Raw genomic sequence first — 19,149 nt, 5'->3', positions numbered from 1 at the left:
CCCCCCTTACAGTTTCACGCCTGAGAAGGACATAAAGGCCATCGCCATCAGCCCGGCGGTGATAAAGGTGATGCCCAGCCCCTGAAGCCCGTCCGGCACATCCGAGTATTTGAGCTTTTCGCGCACGCCCGCCATCGCGGTGATCGCCAACGCCCAACCGAAGCCGGATGAGATGCCATAGGTGGTCGCCTCGGCAAAGTTATAATCCCGTTCGACCATGAACAGCGAACCACCTAGAATGGCACAGTTCACAGTGATCAAAGGCAGGAAGATCCCCAGCGCGTTGTAGAGCGGCGGGAAATACTTATCGAGAATCATTTCGAGGATCTGAACCATCGCTGCGATCACGCCGATATAGGAAATCAGCCCGAGAAAGGTCAGATCCACATCCGGGAACCCGGCCCATGCCAATGCGCCCGGTTTCAGCAGGAAGGACAGCAACAGGTTGTTGGCGGGCACGGTGATGGCCTGCACCACCATGACCGATATTCCCAGGCCGATGGCAGTCGAAATCTTTTTCGACACGGCGATGAAGGTACACATGCCAAGGAAAAAGCTGAGCGCAAGGTTTTCGATAAAGACGGCCTTCACGGCCAGAGAGATAAGCCCTTCCATCAGTGCGCCTCTACCTGCTGGATCTTGTATTCACGTTCTTCTACCTGGTTCGGCTTCCACGTGCGGAAAGCCCAGATCAGCAGGCCGATCACGAAAAACGCCGAAGGTGGCAGCAGCAACAGGCCGTTGGGTACGTACCAACCGCCATTATTGACCGTTTGCAGGATTGTCACGCCAAACAGGCTGCCCGATCCAAACAACTCCCGGATAATGCCCACCAGCATCAGGATCAGGCCATAGCCCATGCCGTTGCCAAAACCGTCGATGAACGACGCTACCGGCGGGTTTTTCATGGCGAATGCCTCGGCTCGGCCCATAACGATACAGTTGGTGATAATCAGGCCGACAAACACCGACAGGGTCTTGGAAATCTGAAAGGCATAAGCCTTGAGGATCTGATCCACCAAAATCACTAGCGAGGCGATGATCACCATCTGCACGATGATTCGGATCGAACCGGGAATCTGATTGCGCAAAATCGAAATGAACATCGACGAAAACGCAGTCACAAAGGTCACCGCCAGCGCCATGACAAAGGCCACCTGCAACGACGAAGTCACCGCCAAAGCTGAACAGATGCCCAGCACCTGCAGGGTGATCGGGTTGTTGTCGACAAGGGGGTCGACCAACAGCTCTTTCTTGGTCTGCGACATCAGATCTCTCCTGCTTGCAGTTTGGCCAGGAACGGCGCGTAACCCGCATCGCCCATCCAGAATCTCACCAGGTTGTCGACACCGACAGTGGTCAGGGTCGCACCTGCCAGGGCGTCGATGTAATAGTCGGGCCCGGCCGCAGGCTGCGACTTGGCGACGGTGATCTGCAACACTCCCGCGTCGTCGCGCAGCTTCTTGCCGTTCCACAACGTCTTCCAGCGCGGGTTGTCCACCTCAGCACCCAAACCCGGTGTCTCACCATGCTGATAGAATTGCAGGCCGAAAATGTCGTTGCCGTTCTTTTCCAGCGCGATGAAGCCGTAGAGCGTAGACCACAACCCATAGCCATGCAGCGGCAGGATCACCTTGTCCAACGCTCCGCTGTCGTCGCGCAGCAGATAGATGACCCGATACTTTGCCTTGCGACCAATGCCTGCGGGATCGTCGTCAAGCGCGACGCTCAGGTCCGGATCGCCGGCAGCGGCCAAATCGTCAAAGGTGGCCGGCTCGAACTGATCGTCCACAAAATCGCCCGTTGCCAGGTCCAGCACATGCGGCTCGAATGCGGCAAATGCTTCGGTGACATTGACGCCGGGTTCATACACCCCCGCCACCTGCAGGATATTGACCTGCTTGTCCTTCAGCTTGTTGGCCTCCTGCACCGGGCGCAGGCTGACCGCGGCGGCCGACACGATCATCGAGGCAACGAGACAGACCGCAACAGCAATAAAGATCGTTTTGCCAACTGAATCTGGTGAGGCCGCCAGAAACCGGGCAATCGCGCCCTTGCGTTCAGGGGATTGCGTATCAGACATGGCGACGCGCCCTCCGTTTGATGTTGGCCTGAACGACAAAATAATCGATCAGCGGTGCAAAGACGTTGCCGAACAGTATGGCCAGCATCATACCTTCGGGAAAGGCTGGGTTGATCACACGTATTAACACAACCATGACACCAATCAGGGCGCCATAGACATAGCGACCGGCATTGGTGTGGCTGGCCGAGACCGGCTCGGTCACCATGAAAGCCAGACCAAAGGCGTAACCACCCAATACGACATGCCAGTACCAGGGCATAGCGAACATCGGGTTCGTCTCGGACCCGATCAGGTTCAGCAGCCAGGTGAACGCAATTGTGCCTGCCAGACATCCCACAATCAGCCGATAGTTGGCGATCTTGGTGATCAGCAGGAAGGCTAGACCGATGATGCAGGCCAGCGTCGAGGTTTCCCCTATACTGCCTTGGATGGTGCCATAAAACGCGCTCCACCAGGTGATACCGTCAGCGGCCAGCGCCTGATAGCCTTCGGCAGCCGACACAGCCAGAGCCGTCGCACCGGAAAACCCGTCGACCGGGGTCCACACGGCATCGCCCGACATCTGCGCGGGATAGGCAAAATACAAAAACGCCCGCCCCACCAAGGCAGGGTTGAGGAAGTTCTTACCAGTGCCACCGAAAACCTCTTTGCCGATCACGACACCAAAAATAATTCCCAGGGCAACCTGCCACAGAGGCGTAGTTGCTGGCATGATCAGGGCGTAAAGCATCGAAGTGACAAGAAAGCCTTCATTCACCTCATGCCCGCGGACCGTTGCGAAAATGACCTCGAAAATACCGCCTGCCACCAACGTGACGACATAGATCGGCAGGAAGTACATGAGCCCGTGCATGACATTGGCAAAGATGCTGTCCGGACTAAGCGAAATGCCAAAAACCTGAAGAATTGCAATTCGCCAGCCGGTTGCCGACTCTGGGCCAAGCGCGGCAATGGCCGAATTTGCCTGATAACCGGTGTTCCACATTCCCCACAGGATGCAAGGAATAGTGGCAATCACGACATATGTCATGATCCGCTTCATATCTACATAAGACCGCGCATGAGGAGCAACGGTGGTTACGGTTTTCGGAGTGTAGATGAAGCTTTCCACCATCTCGTAGATCGGAAAAAGCTTCTCGTACTTGCCGCCCTTGGTAAAGTTCGGCTCGATCCGGTCAAAGAAGTTACGCAATCCCATTCGGATCAGCCCTCCTTTTCAATCTTGTTCAGGCAGTCGCGCAGTGCCAGCCCGTATTCGTATTTCGCCGGACAGGCAAAGCCCACAAGGCCCAGATCCTCTTCGTCCAGTTCAAGCGCACCCAGTGCCTGAGCCGTATCCGTATCCATCACCAGCAAGGCCCGAAGCAATTGTGTGGGCAGGTAATCCTGCGGCATCAACTCTTCGAACACGCCTGTTGGCACCATTGCACGGCGGCCACCGTTCAGGTTGGACGTAAAAGCATAGAGTTTCCTGGAAAAGGACGAGCCCAATACAGGCTGGACGGAATACTTGGAAGGCATTGGTCGGATCCAGCCCATCGGAATCTGATCGTGATCCTCTCGGATGATACAGATTTGACGGGCAAACCTCCCCAGATATGCGGTTGGTCCGTCGGCATGTTTACCCGACAGGATCGAACCCGAGATAATGCGGGGCGTTCCGTCCACATTTACCTCATCCCGTGTCAAGTCGTCCGTGGAGGCGCCCATCACGGTGCGGATCAAGCGCGGCTGACGCGCACCGGGTCCGGTCAAGGCGATCACAACACTCGGGTCCAGATGCCCGGTCTGCATTAAGCGACCAATCGCGATGACGTCTTGATAACCGATGGTCCAGACCTGCTTTTCCCCTGCAATCGGTTCGAGGAAGTGAATATGGGTTCCTGCCAGGCCCGATGGATGTGGACCGGAAAACGCTGCGGCCTCGACACCAGCAACATCCGCGCCGGGGATCGTGTCGCCTTGTTTCTGGCAAAGATAGGTCTTGCCTTCGGCCAGCTTGCTGACCGCTGCCATTCCAGCGGCAAAGGCTTCGGGTGCCTCGGCAATGATCGTGGCGGCATCAGCCGCCAAAGGGTCACTGTCCATAGCTGTCACGAAAATCGCGTTCGGTTTGGCACCGGGTTCCGGCATTTTCGAATAAGGTCGCGTGCGGAATGAGGTCCACAGTCCAGCGGCGCACAGTTTTGCAGTCACGCCTTCGGCGCTATGCGCATCGCCCACGCTCGAAAAAACCAAGCCCGTGTCATTGGCGTCGGACACTTCGATGACGACGCTCTGCAACACCCTGCGGGCACCCCGGTTGATGGCAACAATCTTGCCAGTCACCGGTGCGACCATCATCGCGTCAGGCGCATCTTTGTGACAAAAGAGCGGTGTACCCCGCTCGACACTATCACCTTCCTGCACCAGCATCTTAGGTTTCAGGCCAATGTAATCCCCACCCAGAACGCCAACGGTCGAGTATTCCGGACCCGGATGAATGGTTTGGTCGGGAGCGCCTTCTACCGGCAGGTCCAACCCTTTTTTCAGTTTGAAAGTTTGCATGCCGCTACGTTCTTCCAAGCCTCTTTCCTGCGCCAGCCTTGCTGACACCCTTACGGGGTCATGCAATAACGCGGTTTTTTCAGGTGCCCATCGCAAAAGCGTCAGATTGGGTCCAAATTCCGCAGGCGTAATTCTGATCACGGACCCTTTACGCGCGGATGCCCGTAAACGCAAACCTGTTACCGCCAAAAGTTAAGTTCAAACCGCAAAATCTTGGAGTTTTTCCATTAAGCTGGCTAAAAAAACTGCCCAAAATTGCGTGTCGCGCTCGCTGAGCTTCCAGTGTAAGCAACCGGAATGGAAAAAGACACAGACTTCGAAATCTTTCTTGTAGCCACTCCGGGTCTTGAAGCCCCCCTCGGTGCCGAGGCGCAATCCAACGGATTCGCTCAGGTCAAAACGATGCCTGGGGGTGTCACCTGCCGTGGCTCATGGACCGAGGTCTGGCGCGCCAACCTGACCTTGCGCGGCGCAAATAAGGTCCTGGTGCGTCTGGGCAGTTTTCCAGCCGTGCATCTGGCCCAATTGGACAAACGCGCGCGCAAATTTCCGTGGGGCGAGTTCCTGCGGCCCAATGTTCCGGTCAAAGTCGAGGCCACCAGCCGCAAATCCAGAATTTATCACGCCGGTGCTGCGCGGCAGAGAATTGAGCATGCGATATCAGAAACTCTGGGTGTTCCGATATCTTCCGACGCCGAAATCAGGATCTTGCTGAGAATCGAAAAAGACATCTGCACCATATCGGTCGACAGTTCGGGAGAGCTTTTGCACAAGCGCGGCCACAAAGAGGCAATTGCCAAAGCGCCAATGCGCGAAACGATGGCAGCCATGTTTCTACGAGACTGCGGGTTTAGCGGCACTGAACCGGTGTTGGACCCGATGTGCGGCTCGGGTACTTTCGTGATCGAAGCCGCCGAGATTGCCCTAGGGCTGCACCCCGGTCGGACCCGCAGCTTTGCGTTCGAAAATCTGGCGGGCTTCGACCCTGACCGCTGGCAAGACATGCGCAGCGAGTCAAACGTCGCTGAATGTTCTCTTACATTCTGCGGCTCAGACCGCAACGCCGGAGCAATCGAAGCCGCGACAGCCAATGCAGAGAGAGCGCAGGTAAACGCCAATACTCGATTTCAACAGCTTTCCGTCAGTGACATCAAACCCCCTGCGGGACCCGCCGGGCTGGTCATTGTGAACCCTCCCTACGGGGCGCGAATTGGAGATGAAAAGCGTCTGCGCTCTGTCTACGGCGTCTTGGGTAAGTCTCTGATGACCCGGTTTCGCGGATGGCGTGTCGGGGTGGTCACCAGCGCCCCGGCCCTGGCTCGGGCGACCCGTCTGCCTTTTCTGGCACCCGGTCCGGTGGTAGACCACGGAGGCACCAAGATCCGTCTGTACAAAACGAATCCGCTGCCATGAGAGTCGCGTGGCCTGCTTAGCCCATCCGATACCGGTTCAAAGACGGAAGATTCAGAAGACCGCTTCTCAAAATCCTCTTGCGCATCGGAAAAGCCCCGTATAGATCACCCGCCACGGTCGGAGTGTAGCTCAGCCTGGTAGAGCACTGTCTTCGGGAGGCAGGGGCCGGAGGTTCGAATCCTCTCACTCCGACCAGTAAAACAAGGCGCCCGAGGGCGTCTTTTTTAGCAGATCGACCGCAACAATATCCGCAACGCTTCGTCTGCTGGATGTACTTGGCTCTGTCGCAATCTACATCCACAATATACGGCAGAAGCAACTCGTATCTTCCAGTCTTGATCCCTGCGATATTCTTAACCTCTTCTGGACATATTGACCGATAAGGAAAGCCCGATTCACCAGTGGAAAAGATGCACACCTTTGAGGGCACCAGAGGTGCGCGATTGGATCGAAGGCAGGGAATCCAGCAGCGATTGAACATGGGGGCCAACTGGGGGCCAACTGGGGGCTAAAGCCTAATAGAATTTATAAATACTTATATTTTCAAAACTTTAGTTGATCAAAATGGTGCGGGTGGAGGGACTTGAACCCCCACGCCTTGCGGCGCCAGAACCTAAATCTGGTGCGTCTACCAATTTCGCCACACCCGCAACTCAGCGCCGCAGCGCTGGAATGAAGCGGTCAATAACAAAGCTTGCTTCCGAGCGCGAGAGGTAAAATACACGTATCGCCAAGTTTGTAGATCCTCTGATGAGATATTGAGCAACCACGGTACCTCATGAAAATGTATAGCCCTAAGAGACTTGTCAGTGGAAAACTGATGGGAACATCAGTGGCCGTGAAACCCGATATCCTGAGGGACAAAGACCACGCAATTTTGGAAGAGCTGTTCATTCCTGCCGAAGTTTAGATTTCGACCCAGATAGCCTGCGAAATATCTCGTTTACGTTGACCAAAGGCCAAAAAGACAAGCTGACAGCCTGTTGCTAGATCACCAATAGCGAATATAGAAATCATCCTTCACTGCCCTCACATGCTCATAATTGAATCCTTGGGACGAAGCGCGGGATTACCCACCCCAACACCCCAGGAAACGCATCTGCGACCCTTTCCAACTCAGAGAGAGACTTCAGGTTTCTGAAATAACAAGAATGGCTTACTCGGCTGTGGTGCCCTTCACGGCCACACAGATTATCGAATGACCTGTACCGTCAAGTGCAAGCAATTGTGTTCCGCCGGTCCCCGCTCGGTTTCACACTGTAGGTGCCGAGTGGCGCTTGCGTCATAGGCATTCCCGCGCAGGTTGAGGCATTCTCAAGAGTGCTCCACCACAAAGCTGCCACATTTCAAACGCCAAAAAATCTTATTCACGTCAAAATAAGACCGCCTTGAAGGGTCTTGTTGTTTAGCAGGAGTTAATGAGTCTTTTTTGCCACTTTGGCGCCGGTACGAGTTTCCTGCTCAACTCCAGTACAAGGTTTACTGCTGTGACCGATCTGAATTCCTCCGCTACTGCCGAGCAAGAGGCTGTCTTCTTTGCTCGTGAAAGCTTTCTTGGCGAACTCAAGATCCTGAACCGGGACCATCCGAACACGGGCTTTGGGATTTCGCTCCGAACTCATTCCGGCGACCACTACCTGCTGGCCAATGCGCGTATGCCATTGCCCGCGGTCAAATCCGAAGGTTTCCCGACCGGACGCCGCGTTGCGTGCCTTGAAAACGGCGATCGCTTCAGCTCGATCGAGGTGCTGGCTGATGCCAAGGCTTACGAAACCATCAGCCCGCGCGCCGAGGCTGACATTTTGGGCAACGCTTTGGACCTGATCGCACGTATCGACACCCTGACAGGAATTCCAACGGGCCGTCCTTCGCTTGAACCCCGCATCGCTGCTACGGGAACCGGAGGTTAAGCATGGCGCGCAATGATCACCTGTTGTCTGTAGGCAACGAAGCTCTGGCGCCGATGACTTCGGCAATGTCATCACTGACGGCGCAGATTGATCAATTGACTGAGGTGGCTGATGCGCGCTCCTCGGCACGTCTGGCAACACTCAAGACCCGGATGGAAAACTTCACCGCCAGCATCACCATGGTCGGTCAGGTAAAAGCGGGCAAATCATCGATTGTAAACATTCTCGCAGGGCGCCCATCTTTGCTTCCGTCGGATGTGAACCCGTGGACGTCGGTCGTCACAACCCTGAACATCAACACGCGCCCGCCGGGCGATACCAAGGCCAAGTTCACCTTCTTTGAGCAGGAAGAATGGGACAACCTGATGGTCGGGGGTGGCCGGTTGGGCGAGTTGGCCAACCGTGCCGGTGCAGATGACGAGATGGAGGACATTCGCCGTCAGATTGGCGAGATGAAAGCAAAGTCCGAAGAGCGTCTTGGAAAGCACTTTGACCTGATACTTGGCCAAAGCCACCAATACGACCACTTCGATGAAGAACTGATCCAAAGATATGTGTGCCTGGGCGATGAGGACGACCCGGATATCAATCCAAAAACCGGCCGGTTTGCAGATGTGACCAAGTCGGCCGAGTTGTACATGGATATCCCTCAGTACCCGATTGCGCTGAAACTCTGTGATACGCCGGGTGTCAACGATACCTTCATGGTGCGTGAACAGATTACCCTGCGCAGCCTGCGCGGGTCCGAGGTCTGTGTTGTGGTGCTTGCCGCAAGCCAAGCCCTGACCACCATGGACATGGCCTTGATGCGGATCATCGCCCAATTTGAGAACCGTCAGATCGTCTTGTTTGTGAACCGGATTGACGAGTTGTCAGACCCGGTTAACCAGGTCCCCGAAATCCGCGACCGGATTCTGGACACTCTGAAACAGAACAACATCGACGCAAAGACTAGTGTCGTGTTCGGCAGTGCCTTGTGGGCTGAGGCAGCGCTGACCGGGAACCCCGAGATTCTGAACGAGGAATCCCGCGAAGCACTCAATACTTTTTATCTCGCTGCTGGATTCGGTGATCAGGCACCCTCGCTTGACAAAATCTGGGCATTGTCCGGATTGCCTGACCTGCTGCTGGCGATAAACGAGCGTATTGCAGAAGGTGCCGGAGCGCGACTGATAGACCGGGTTCGCCATCGCGCCCGCAACATTGCCAGCCAGATTCGTGCCACCGCCGTGGCAAAGACTCTGTCAGAGGGTGAAGGCGTCGCGCGTGATCTTGATGGTGTTTCGCCGGAAGATGCGATTGCGAAGGTTTCTGCGGAATATGAAAAGAAAGCGGCCGAACTGACCAACGCATTACGCGACAAAGTACTGGAGCGCCTGAACTCGGCCGAGGCAAGCTTTGTGAAGCGCGCAACAGATTCCCTGATCGCGCATCTTGAGATGAATGGCGAGCAAGGCACCTGGCAATACGACCCGGCTGGCTTGAGGACGCTGCAAAAAGCTGCCTATTTCAGTTTTGCCCGCGCAATGCGTAAGGATGCCGGGGCGCTCTACTCAACTGCGGCTGCAGATGTCGAAGCGCTGTATCACAAAATTCTTGGCAACCATCTGGGCGAGTTCAGCATCGAAGCACCTATCGTGCCGCGTGTTCCACCACCATTGGGGATTGGCCGGACGATTGCCCTGGACTTGCAAAGTACCTGGTGGCGACGCTGGTGGCAAAAGCGCAAAGGCTTTGAGGCATACGCTGCCGATTACACACGCCTGATCGCGTCCGAGGCAAATTCGATCACCAAGGATATCGAGGAAAACCAGATAGCGGCAGTGTTGGAAAACGTCCGCGCTATTCTGGCGGACTTCATGCGGGAACAGAAGGAAACGCTGCTGAGCATCTCATCATCAGCGGACAAAAACTCCGGCCAGGCCTCGGCAGCGATGGCGGGCCTGCAACCTCAGAAATCGCGAGACGAAATTCTGGGTGACATCCTGAAAGACCTAAGCAACGAAGCGGCATAAGTAGAAAAATGGCAAAAGATTCACAAACACGCTTTGTTTCACCGAAAGCATGGGAACGTATCGAGCAGTGGTCCCGTCGCAAACCGGTTTTCGCTTTGATGGGTGAATTCAGCGCTGGCAAGTCCACACTGATGAACTTTTTACTGCGAACGCAAACCTTGCCGACGCAGGTTACCGCGACCCAGTTACCACCGGTCTGGTTTAGCTGGGGCAGTGAAACACCATACATCAAGCGGCATGACGGAAGCATCGAACCCATCGAACTGGATCAGCTTGAGACTGTTGGCGTCAACGACGCGCAGTTCGTTCGTATCTTCCTTGAGGCGGATATTCTGGAAGCCGTCGATCTGATTGACACCCCCGGAATTTCGGACCCCAAGATCTCGACAGATGTCTGGCAGCGGGCAGTTGGACAGGCAAACGGGGTCATTTGGTGCACCCACGCGACCCAAGCCTGGCGCGAAACCGAACGCGCGACATGGGTTTCTCTGCCGGACCGCTTGCAACACAACTCGCTGCTGTTGGTGACGCGGGCCGACGCACTAAACCTTAAGGATCGTCAAAAGGTTCTGCGCCGCGTCAATCGCGAAGCCGGACACCTCTTCAACCGGTCCATTCTGTTTTCCGCCCGCGATGCGATCAATGCCCGTGACAAGACGGGCGACGCCGAAATGTGGTCGCGCAGCGGTGGCGGCAAGATGATCGACAGTTTTCTGGAAATCACAGAACAGATCATGGACAATCGCGCCGATCAGCTGGCGCGGTATCAGATCGACAAAAGCCAGTCCGGCGCATTCAGGGTTCAACCGCTGCGCCCTGCCAGCAAACCAGACGACCGAGAGGCGCTGGCGGACGTCACCGAAGCTACTCCTCTGCGGCTGGTCAATCCTTTGGAAAACGAACAGCGACCAGGAGCCGACGATCATAATGTCGTAACAAGTTTCCCCATCCGGCCAGCCCGTGTAGAGCGACGCCTTGACGAAGGCGAACGGGTTCGGATCAACCCGGAAGACGCTGAACGGCTGCGGGCTGAAATGGTATCAGACCCCGAGCAGATGCTCGATGAAACCGATACCAGCGACGAGTTGCGTGCCTTCTTCAAGGATACTGCGAACGATCCGCTTGAATTGAAGAATGTCGCCGGTCTGGAAGAAGACGTGGATGAGTTCGACCTGTCCGGTGAATTCGACGATGCTGATGATGCGGACGATCTGCTGGATGAAGCTCCAGATGCTGAAACGGGCGACAAGTCCGTTGATGACGTGCTGACCTCCTTAAACACGACGTTGCGGGAAGCCTCGGTCGAAGCGGATGAAATTGAAGTTTTCACGCCGGAAGTTGAATCGCGTGATGATCGGGGTATCGAAGTCTCGGTATCCTCCATTGCGGCGCTGATGGCGGCTCAGCCAGAGAACAACGCCGAGGATTACGAACCTGAGCCTGAGACAAACGGTTTAATAGAAGTCGTGGCCTCAGTCGAGGAAGAAGCCCGCAATATCAGTCACGAACCGCGCATTAATCTTCCGGAATCCGCAATCGAGTCGCCCCTTAGCGCGTCGGATATGTGGCGGGAAATCACAAACAACGAAGAGCTGCCAAAGGACGCAGACGGGCTTCAGAACGTATTCAAGGCCTTTCTTGCCGAATTTGACCAGATCGCAGTTGAATATAGTGCGAAACATTCCAAACACGCCCTGCAAGCCATTCCAAAGTCAAAAGAAAACAGCAGTGCAGAATGGCATGTTTTGTAAGGATGCCTTAATCAAGGCGCTGAGAAAAAGGACGATAAAGAGTTAAATGTCCATTCAGGATGCATTGAACACCGCGATTGAAACAATACCCGACTGCATCGCAGCCGGGTATATCGACATGGAGACCGGCATGCTTTTGGGCAGCAGTGTCTCTGATTCCGGTTGCGCTGAATCGCTGGACACTTTGGCAATCGCAGTGGCCAATCTGTTTCAGGGGCGTGGTGTCGCTGCATTTGAAGCGCTCTTGCACGAGGCCGGAAACACTGATGAGGAAAACGCCGGGTTCGGGGAAATCGCGGTGTTTTCAAAAGACCGATTGAACATCTTTTTGCGGACCCAGGAATATCCTGATCATGTGGTCTGCTATATCTGCCGCAACAGCGCGAATGTGGGACTGGCACTCACGAAATCGCATCTCAGCCTCAAGCCGGTTGCGGCCGCAGTCTGAACGGGACCAGAGGGGGTCACGGTATGATGGACACAGACATTCTCGACATGCTCGAAGATATCGGGCGGTCTTCGGTTGCGCGCCTGTCTCCGACGGTGATTGTCCCCGGTGAAACTGCAACAGCCCGTCGCGCGGCTGTACTGCGTTTCATTCGCGGAACAATATTACCCCGGCGACTGGAGCTGACCGCGGCAAACGGAAGCTGCCTGAAGATCGAAGTGAACAGCTCCCGGATCACGGATGTGTTTCAGGTGCCGTCCGGGCAGATCCCAGGTTTCGAAACGGAATCACGTACCGCGCTGGTCGACAAACTGGCCCAACTGATTTCAGACATTTCAGCCGCCCCTGCCCCACTGGAACTGATGTCTGGAAAACCCGCCTCGTCGCTGGAGGCTGATGATGTTGGTATCACCTTGAGTGAGATCGAGAATGCCTGCGCCGGAATTGAGCTTTCCTCTGAGCCCATCGTGTCTGTCGTTCCCGATGTTGAAAAATCTTCAGACAACAGCCCTGCCCCGGTAGCAGAGTCGGGCAACTCCTTGGCACAACAGTTTTTTGACGGGGCTGCACGCTTTGCCACAGGTCGTGTCCTTGTGGATAGTATGGAAAACACTGCGCTGGCTTTCGAAGGAACCTGCAAACCTTCCGAGGGAATGCACCCCAATCAAGAGATTTTGACACGTTTTGTTTCGGATCTTGCTGGTTGGAACAACGACACCCGGGACGAATTCGAAGGCCCACATCTGATCGTCATACGGCCATCGGGTGGTAAGGGTGCGGGCATGGCAGTTCTGAGCGATAACGAGCAGATTGCTGTGGCCATCCACGATGCCCGCAAACTTGGGGCGGTCATTAATCTGTGGACATCTTTGGGGGAGGTTGAGGAATGACTACCCCTAAAGCATTAAAATTTTCGACTAATTCAATGCGTTGTCTTTTTGTAGTCAGGGTAAAGAGTAATGAGTGAAACACATCGTCGCGAGCTTATTCGCATCGCAGAAGACATGAACGGGACGAGCAACGACGAAACACGTCAGTTCATATCGCGCATCATTGGTGATCTGGGGAAACTGAAACCGTCAGTTGCCTTTGTAGGACAAATCAAAGCAGGAAAGTCGCGCTTGATCAACGGCTTCACCGGTCAGGCAGAATACCTGCCGTCGGACGTGAACCCCTGGACGACCGTGATCACCGACATGCATTTCGGGCACCCGAACGGTCGAACCGAAGGAGCCGAGTTCCATTTCTTCGACAACTATCAGTGGCAATCACTGATCGCCGAAGGCGAAGAGTTGCGCAACATGTTCCCGGATGACGAGGACAGCTACAAGCGCGAGATGATCGAAGAGCAGGTCGAAGCCATGAAGACCCGGGCGCGTCGGCGACTGGGGGACAGTTATGAACAGCTGTTGGGTCAACATCACGATCTGGATCAACTGACATCCGATGATCTGGCGCGTTACGTGTGCGCTGGGGACGACCCCGCAGAAGATGGGACAGTTGACCCCGGCAGTGATCGCGGACTTTACAGCGACATCACGCGCAAGGCCGAGGTCTATTTTGACATCGGACATTTCCCATTCCCTCTGACCGTCACCGATACGCCCGGAGTAAATGACCCCCTGCTTATCCGTGAGGAGATTTCCCGCCAGTATCTCAAAGAATCCGATTTCTTTGTGGTGGTTCTTTCAGCGCATCAGGCGTTGTCGCGTGCGGACCTGAAACTGTTCCGGCTGATGCAGGCACTGGAACTTGGACAGATCGTTGTCTTCATCAACCGTGTCGATGAATTGGGCGGCGGGGCCGAAGATGCGGCAAAGGTGCGTCTGGATGTTGTAGACGGGCTGGAAAAAGCTTTGGGTACTTCGAATATCGATGTCCTGATGGGCAGCGCACAATGGGCGCATTATGCGCTGACCGGCGATGAAACCGGTGTGAATCACGATCATATTCTGGCGTGGTTGCGGGCGCACCCGGAACAGATGCAACAATACCTGAACGGTGTGGCAGAGATCAAACAAGGACCGGGGCCCATCAGCCGTGAGGCTGTCTTGCGGTTTGCCGCTATGATCGCGTCAGGCTTGCCCGACTTACGACGCCATGTCACTCAGGCGTTGACGGAGGGGCCGATAAACGAACAGTTGCGGATGGCGTGGCAGCATCTCGACAGCTTCGCGCGTGGCGAACTGGAGCGATCCCAGGTACATCTTCGTGCTCTGCAAGATGAAGGCAGCGCGGGTGCGCACAGCGCTGAGGACAGCGACAAGACGCTGGGCAATCTGCGCAAACTGATTGCGGACAAAACGCAGGACATTGTCAGGGACATGGACGACGTTCTGTCAAACCTGCGTGGGGTTATGGATGACACGGTGTCCGAGTCTGTCTTTGTTGTGGTGCGCGGGCCTGAAGGACAATCCCCATTGCTTGCCAAAGGTGGCGCGACCGAGTTGAATTTCTCACCACTGCGCGAACACATGCGCGAGCTGGTGCAAGGCGCCTCGCAAGTGGTTCGCCAACGCATGCTAAGCGAACTTTACGCGATCGACATGCAATGCAACGCCGCTTTACGGGCACTGCCGGGGTGGCAGGAGCCGGTCGACAATCGCATGAACACAAGTGCGGTACGTTGGTTCCGCCCGGACACCACTGCGCTAACCCGTGGCATTACGGTTGAGCTGCGTGTAAACTGGTTGTCGCGTCTGATATCGCGCAACAGTGTTGTGACGCGGGCCGAGCGCATGATCGTGCAGGAATTCGAGTTGATTGGCGATGACCTGATCGACACAACACGCGAAAACCTGCTGGACCGGTTGAAAACCGTTCTGGATCATTACTTGGCTCTTTTGGCAGGCCATCTTGAGCACCGTTCCGGGGCGGGTGAGTTGAATGCTCAGGCGAAAGCACAAGCTGCGTTCGAGCGGGCGCGCCGTATTACCGACGAGTTGGAAAGTGTCTTTGGAACAAACAACGTGGACGAACGACAGGCAGAGGCTGCGGAATGATTGAGTTTCCCGGAACCGAACAGGAAGTGCGGCAGCTGGAGCGCTTTCTGACAGCGACAGAAAAATTGTCGTCGGACCCGAAATTGGAGGATATGCGCACGCGGGCCCTCGCCCACGCAGAACGCCTGTCCAACGCGGTCAACATCGGTTTCGCCGGGGAGTTCGGAGCAGGCAAGTCAAGCCTTGCGAATATGCTGGCAGGGGCGGATATCCTTCCAACCGGGCCGCAGCATCTGAAGCTGCCGCTTGTCATCGTTGCCTACGCGGATACGCCCGAGACGACTGTCGGCTGGTGGAACAGGGAACCCAAGACATACTCTGGCATCGCGCTGGAAAAGGCCGCTGCGGATGAGCCGGATTTTATTTCGGTTGGATTGAACACACCTGCTCTCAAAGAGATATCGCTGTTCGATCTTCCCGGCTCTGGCGCATTGGATGATACATACAAACAGACACTGGACCTGCTGAAATTCGTCGACTGTGCCATCTGGTGCACCAATGGCACAAGCGCATGGCGCGAAACCGAACGGCATTTGTGGGCGCAGGTGCCGCCCGAGCTAAGAGCCAACAGCCTGCTGGCGGTCACACATGCTGATCTGCCCCCGGTGCAGGCCGCTCTGGATCGGGTACTGGCCCGATTGAACAAAGAGAAAGAGGGACTGTTTCGCGCTGTGGTCCCAATTGGCACGCCCGTCGCGGTGCGCGCCATGGCTCAAGAGCCGGAACCAGATTTCAATCTTTGGGAAAACTGTGGTGGCCAGGAACTCGCGGAAAAGGTCCTTGATGCGGCGTCTGACCGGCGGCGCAGTGACCTTGGCGCTGCCCGGAAGGATCTGAAGCACGAGTTTCTGCCATTCCTGGAAACATTGAAAGGGCCAGAGCCGGAACCGACCGTCAACGATGCTGCGTCAATGCAGTCAACGCTGGGGTCTGCCCTTCCGCCACTGAACAACCCCATTCTTGAAGACTGGCTGGCAGCTATTGCCAGCATTTATGAAGATCTGCGTGACACCGCTGCCATCGAACCCGCGGCCTTTTTGCAAAGCTGCCAGGAAATCGTCGAAGATTTCGCGGAACGGTTGGACCAAGGTGGCGAAATCGATCCGGATGCTGACTGGGTTCCGGCCGAGTTTGAAAAAGCGACTGACTTGTTATTGTTGCTTCAGTTTGAAAGCGGCGATGCGCCTTTGAAAGACGCAATCAACATACTTGTGCAGCTTGGTGATAACCTTGCCTGGGCTGGCAGTACCGTTGCCGCAGCACAATCCAAAACCGGGACCTAGCACTTTCCATCAGGATTGAAGCGATTCGAAGGGCCGAAGAATTGGCCCTTTATTGTTTCGAATTCGTAGACCAACAGACCTGTTTGGGGTCATCAGTTTTCGTTTTCCCCACCCCTTTAGCCAATATGTAGTATTTGCATGTAGTAGACAAACTATATATGCCATATTCAAAAAAACGATCCTTAGTGAAGCCATCAGGCGGCCCCATTAAAGTCAAATTTGAAACGTCTAACCGTTCTTAAGTGTCCTGCGGTTGTTTTTTGGTTGTGAGTTCGTGGGCTGCCGGCCCTGTTAAATAAAGCCGCAAAATGAGTAGAACGGGCGGATTGAAATGAGCCACAACCAGGCTGTCGGTGCAACGCACGACGAACCAAAGATTGAAGGACTGCAACCGGGCGCAAAGCTGTTGCGCGGTCAGTACGAGATTATCCGGTATCTCAGCAATGGCGGATTTGGGATCACCTATCTTGCGCGCGACAGCCTTGAGCGCGATGTCGTGATCAAGGAATGCTTCCCCGGTGCATTGTGCCGTCGCAACGGGGACCAGGTTGAGCCGAACGACCCGTCTTACAAAGACGATCTGCGCGCCATTATCGACCTGTTTATTCAGGAAGCCCGCAATCATGCACGTCTGGTGCACCCGAATATTGTCGACGTGCATCAAGTGTTCGAAGACAACGATACCGCCTATATCGCGATGGATCTGATCCGCGGTTGCGACCTGCTGGACTATGTTGAAAATCCGGAAAACGTCGGCGGCCCTGACTTTATAGTACAGGTAACGGAAAAGATGCTGTCCGCGGTGTCGTTCATCCACCAAAGCGGGATGCTGCACCGTGACATTTCTCCCGACAACATCCTGATTGACGAGAACGGAAACCCGGTTCTGATCGATTTCGGTGCCGCGCGTGAGCAAGCCGCAAACAAGTCGGCCGCATTGTTGACCCTACGCGTCATAAAAGACGGGTATTCGCCGCATGAGTTTTACGTCCGTGGTGCTGAACAAGGGCCCAGCAGTGACCTCTATGTTTTGGCTGCAACCCTTTACCATGCGATCAGTGGCGAACGCCCGGTCGACGGTCAAAGCCGCCTGAATGCGTTCAACAACGGGCAGGACGACCCTTATGCACCCTTGGCGGGCCGCTTTGACGGATACCCCGATGGATTCCTCGAAGCAATCGACAAGGCAATGGAAGTGCACGCAACGGACCGTTTGCAGACAGCCTTGGATTGGCTGCGCATGTTCCGCGGACCTGGCGTGATGTTCGATACATTCGCCTATCGCCCGGTTTCTGTGATTGTCGGCATGGATCGCATGGACAAGGAAGAAGAAAAGGCGCGGATCAAGGCCGAAAGCGAAAATGCCGAAGCGGTTGTGACGGCTCTGCTCGCCGGGAACTCGGACATTGTTCGCGAAAACGAAAAAAAGAATGAACCCGAGATGGCAAAGATTTCTGCAAAAGCGGAAACACCGGTCGCAGTTGATACCGTGGTTCAGAGCGGATCCGGTGGCAGCGGCAAGATGATCGCTGGTGCAGCAGTGCTTGTGGCAGCGTTGGCTGCAGGCGGTTTCTTCGTGATGTCCGGCGACAAAGGTGAAGAACAAGCTGAGGTTACGGCGACGCTACCTGAAGCAACCACACAAACTGCCGAAGCAGAACCGCCCGCGGTGGAAGAACCCGTGGCGGAAACACCTGAACCCGAAGTCGCGGTCGCTTCAGAGCAACAACCTGAACCAGAAGAGCCTGTCGAGCAGGCGCAAGTTGAACCTGCGGAACCAACCGCCACAGAAATAGCGTCCGAATCTACCGAGACGGCCGGTGTTCAGGAGCAGCCTGCAGAACAAGAGATTGCGGTGGCTGTTGCCGAACCAGATGCTGACGTTGCTTCCGGCACTCCAGCCGAACAACAGGTATCTTTTCACCATTGGGATGTTGAAATCCCCTTCCAGACGTCCCGCCGCCGCACCGCAACAGGTGCAACTATTGCGGTTACCGGTGTGGACGCCAATCAGGACATGAGCGTTATCGGCGAATGGGTGGAAACCGGAGTTGTGATCTTTACTCTGAACGGCAACCCGGTTCGTCAGGACATCTCTTTCGCAGCGCAAGTCCTGGACAAGCTGAGCGTCGACCCAGATGGCTTTACACGGGTTGCAGCCCGCTACCGGCCGCTTGGAAAGACCCGCGCGCAGAATGGCCTGCTGGCATTGCCTGTGCTGCGCTCGGTAGGATTGGAGAACGGTTACTCGTTCACAGTCAGCAACTCGGGAAGTGAAGGGTGGCAAACAAAAGTGAGCTCGGTTCCGACCGAGGCGACGGGTAGCCTGCGAAAAGGCGATGTTCTGTTGAGCGAAAGCCAGACCGGCATGACATTGGATGAGTCCGAAAGCATTGATGGCATGCTGGCTGCGCTGGTTTCCGACAGTCAGCCAGAGGCAAAGCTGACCGTGTTGCGCAACGGTGCTGAAGTAGCTGCGACCATGCAGCTAGCGCAGGAGTGATCTGACCGGTTCATTTTTGATCTGCCAGTGTGTGTTTACTGAGGGCGGCGTTCAGTTTGCCGCCCGGCGGGAACCGGCCCGCCGCAGAGAGTACCAGTTTCCATGTTTTCAATTGAGTGTCTCTGCGTTGTTCCACGCAGGGTTAGGTAGCAGCCCCATGGCACAAAAGGTCCGTGGCAACAATTCGAAGG

At 55.5% G+C, this 19,149-nt stretch carries 14 protein-coding genes and 2 tRNA genes; 10 read left to right on the top strand and 6 right to left on the bottom strand.

The annotated features are described in order from the left end of the window. Positions 1–6: 6 nt before the first annotated feature. The 5 genes from nqrE to ACR0ID_RS12040 are packed head-to-tail and all read right to left on the bottom strand — an operon-like array spanning position 7 to position 4,633. Positions 7–615 carry an NADH:ubiquinone reductase (Na(+)-transporting) subunit E gene (gene nqrE, locus ACR0ID_RS12060; protein ID WP_209507136.1) on the bottom strand — a complete coding sequence of 203 codons (609 nt, stop codon included), beginning with the start codon at positions 613–615 and terminating at the stop codon, positions 7–9. Next, on the bottom strand, positions 615–1,268 hold the full coding sequence (locus ACR0ID_RS12055) for an NADH:ubiquinone reductase (Na(+)-transporting) subunit D (protein ID WP_480477172.1): 654 nt from the start codon (positions 1,266–1,268) through the stop codon (positions 615–617). Before ACR0ID_RS12055 ends, nqrE begins: the two co-directional genes overlap by 1 nt. After that, complete coding sequence (locus ACR0ID_RS12050) at positions 1,268–2,083, bottom strand: Na(+)-translocating NADH-quinone reductase subunit C (RefSeq protein ID WP_480519882.1); 816 nt, start codon at positions 2,081–2,083, stop codon at positions 1,268–1,270. The genes ACR0ID_RS12055 and ACR0ID_RS12050 overlap by 1 nt, the downstream gene beginning before the upstream one ends. Next, positions 2,076–3,284, bottom strand: coding sequence for an NADH:ubiquinone reductase (Na(+)-transporting) subunit B (locus ACR0ID_RS12045; protein ID WP_480477168.1), 1,209 nt, complete (start codon positions 3,282–3,284; stop codon positions 2,076–2,078). The genes ACR0ID_RS12050 and ACR0ID_RS12045 overlap by 8 nt, the downstream gene beginning before the upstream one ends. A gap of 5 nt (positions 3,285–3,289) precedes the next feature. After that, positions 3,290–4,633, bottom strand: coding sequence for a Na(+)-translocating NADH-quinone reductase subunit A (locus tag ACR0ID_RS12040; protein ID WP_480605687.1), 1,344 nt, complete (start codon positions 4,631–4,633; stop codon positions 3,290–3,292). A gap of 297 nt (positions 4,634–4,930) precedes the next feature. Between ACR0ID_RS12040 and ACR0ID_RS12035 the strand changes: the two genes are divergently transcribed. Together ACR0ID_RS12035 and ACR0ID_RS12030 are read left to right on the top strand one after the other, a co-directional pair. Next, positions 4,931–6,046, top strand: coding sequence for a THUMP domain-containing class I SAM-dependent RNA methyltransferase (locus tag ACR0ID_RS12035; RefSeq protein WP_480519878.1), 1,116 nt, complete (start codon positions 4,931–4,933; stop codon positions 6,044–6,046). 118 nt (positions 6,047–6,164) lie between these two features. Further along, positions 6,165–6,241 (top strand) — tRNA-Pro (locus ACR0ID_RS12030). Between the two features lie 370 nt (positions 6,242–6,611). Here ACR0ID_RS12030 and ACR0ID_RS12025 read toward each other — a convergent pair. After that, positions 6,612–6,696 (bottom strand) — tRNA-Leu (locus tag ACR0ID_RS12025). Positions 6,697–7,464: 768 nt separating this feature from the next. Between ACR0ID_RS12025 and ACR0ID_RS12020 the strand changes: the two genes are divergently transcribed. From ACR0ID_RS12020 to ACR0ID_RS11985, 8 genes are all read left to right on the top strand, one after another. Continuing rightward, entirely contained in the window at positions 7,465–7,956 is a 492-nt protein-coding gene (locus tag ACR0ID_RS12020; protein ID WP_480494206.1) for a hypothetical protein, read from the top strand. 2 nt (positions 7,957–7,958) lie between these two features. Beyond that, positions 7,959–9,971: a dynamin family protein gene (locus ACR0ID_RS12015; RefSeq protein ID WP_480519860.1), complete on the top strand. Its 2,013-nt coding sequence runs from the start codon at positions 7,959–7,961 to the stop codon at positions 9,969–9,971. Positions 9,972–9,979: 8 nt separating this feature from the next. Then, positions 9,980–11,722 (top strand): dynamin family protein, encoded by a 1,743-nt coding sequence (locus ACR0ID_RS12010; protein ID WP_480554907.1) that lies wholly within the window; start codon positions 9,980–9,982, stop codon positions 11,720–11,722. 46 nt (positions 11,723–11,768) lie between these two features. Next, positions 11,769–12,170 carry a hypothetical protein gene (locus ACR0ID_RS12005; protein WP_480605683.1) on the top strand — a complete coding sequence of 134 codons (402 nt, stop codon included), beginning with the start codon at positions 11,769–11,771 and terminating at the stop codon, positions 12,168–12,170. A 23-nt stretch (positions 12,171–12,193) separates the two neighbouring features. Next, positions 12,194–13,060 carry a hypothetical protein gene (locus ACR0ID_RS12000; RefSeq protein ID WP_480605680.1) on the top strand — a complete coding sequence of 289 codons (867 nt, stop codon included), beginning with the start codon at positions 12,194–12,196 and terminating at the stop codon, positions 13,058–13,060. Between the two features lie 69 nt (positions 13,061–13,129). After that, on the top strand, positions 13,130–15,172 hold the full coding sequence (locus ACR0ID_RS11995) for a dynamin family protein (RefSeq protein WP_480605678.1): 2,043 nt from the start codon (positions 13,130–13,132) through the stop codon (positions 15,170–15,172). After that, positions 15,169–16,455 (top strand): dynamin family protein, encoded by a 1,287-nt coding sequence (locus tag ACR0ID_RS11990; RefSeq protein WP_480605675.1) that lies wholly within the window; start codon positions 15,169–15,171, stop codon positions 16,453–16,455. Before ACR0ID_RS11995 ends, ACR0ID_RS11990 begins: the two co-directional genes overlap by 4 nt. Positions 16,456–16,786: 331 nt before the next feature. Next, complete coding sequence (locus tag ACR0ID_RS11985; RefSeq protein WP_480605673.1) at positions 16,787–18,958, top strand: serine/threonine-protein kinase; 2,172 nt, start codon at positions 16,787–16,789, stop codon at positions 18,956–18,958. Positions 18,959–19,149: the final 191 nt, after the last annotated feature.

This window comes from Ruegeria sp. AL2 (assembly GCF_056540845.1).
The sequence above is the reverse complement of the archived record's forward strand: the minus strand, read 5'-3'. Positions and strand labels throughout refer to the sequence as shown.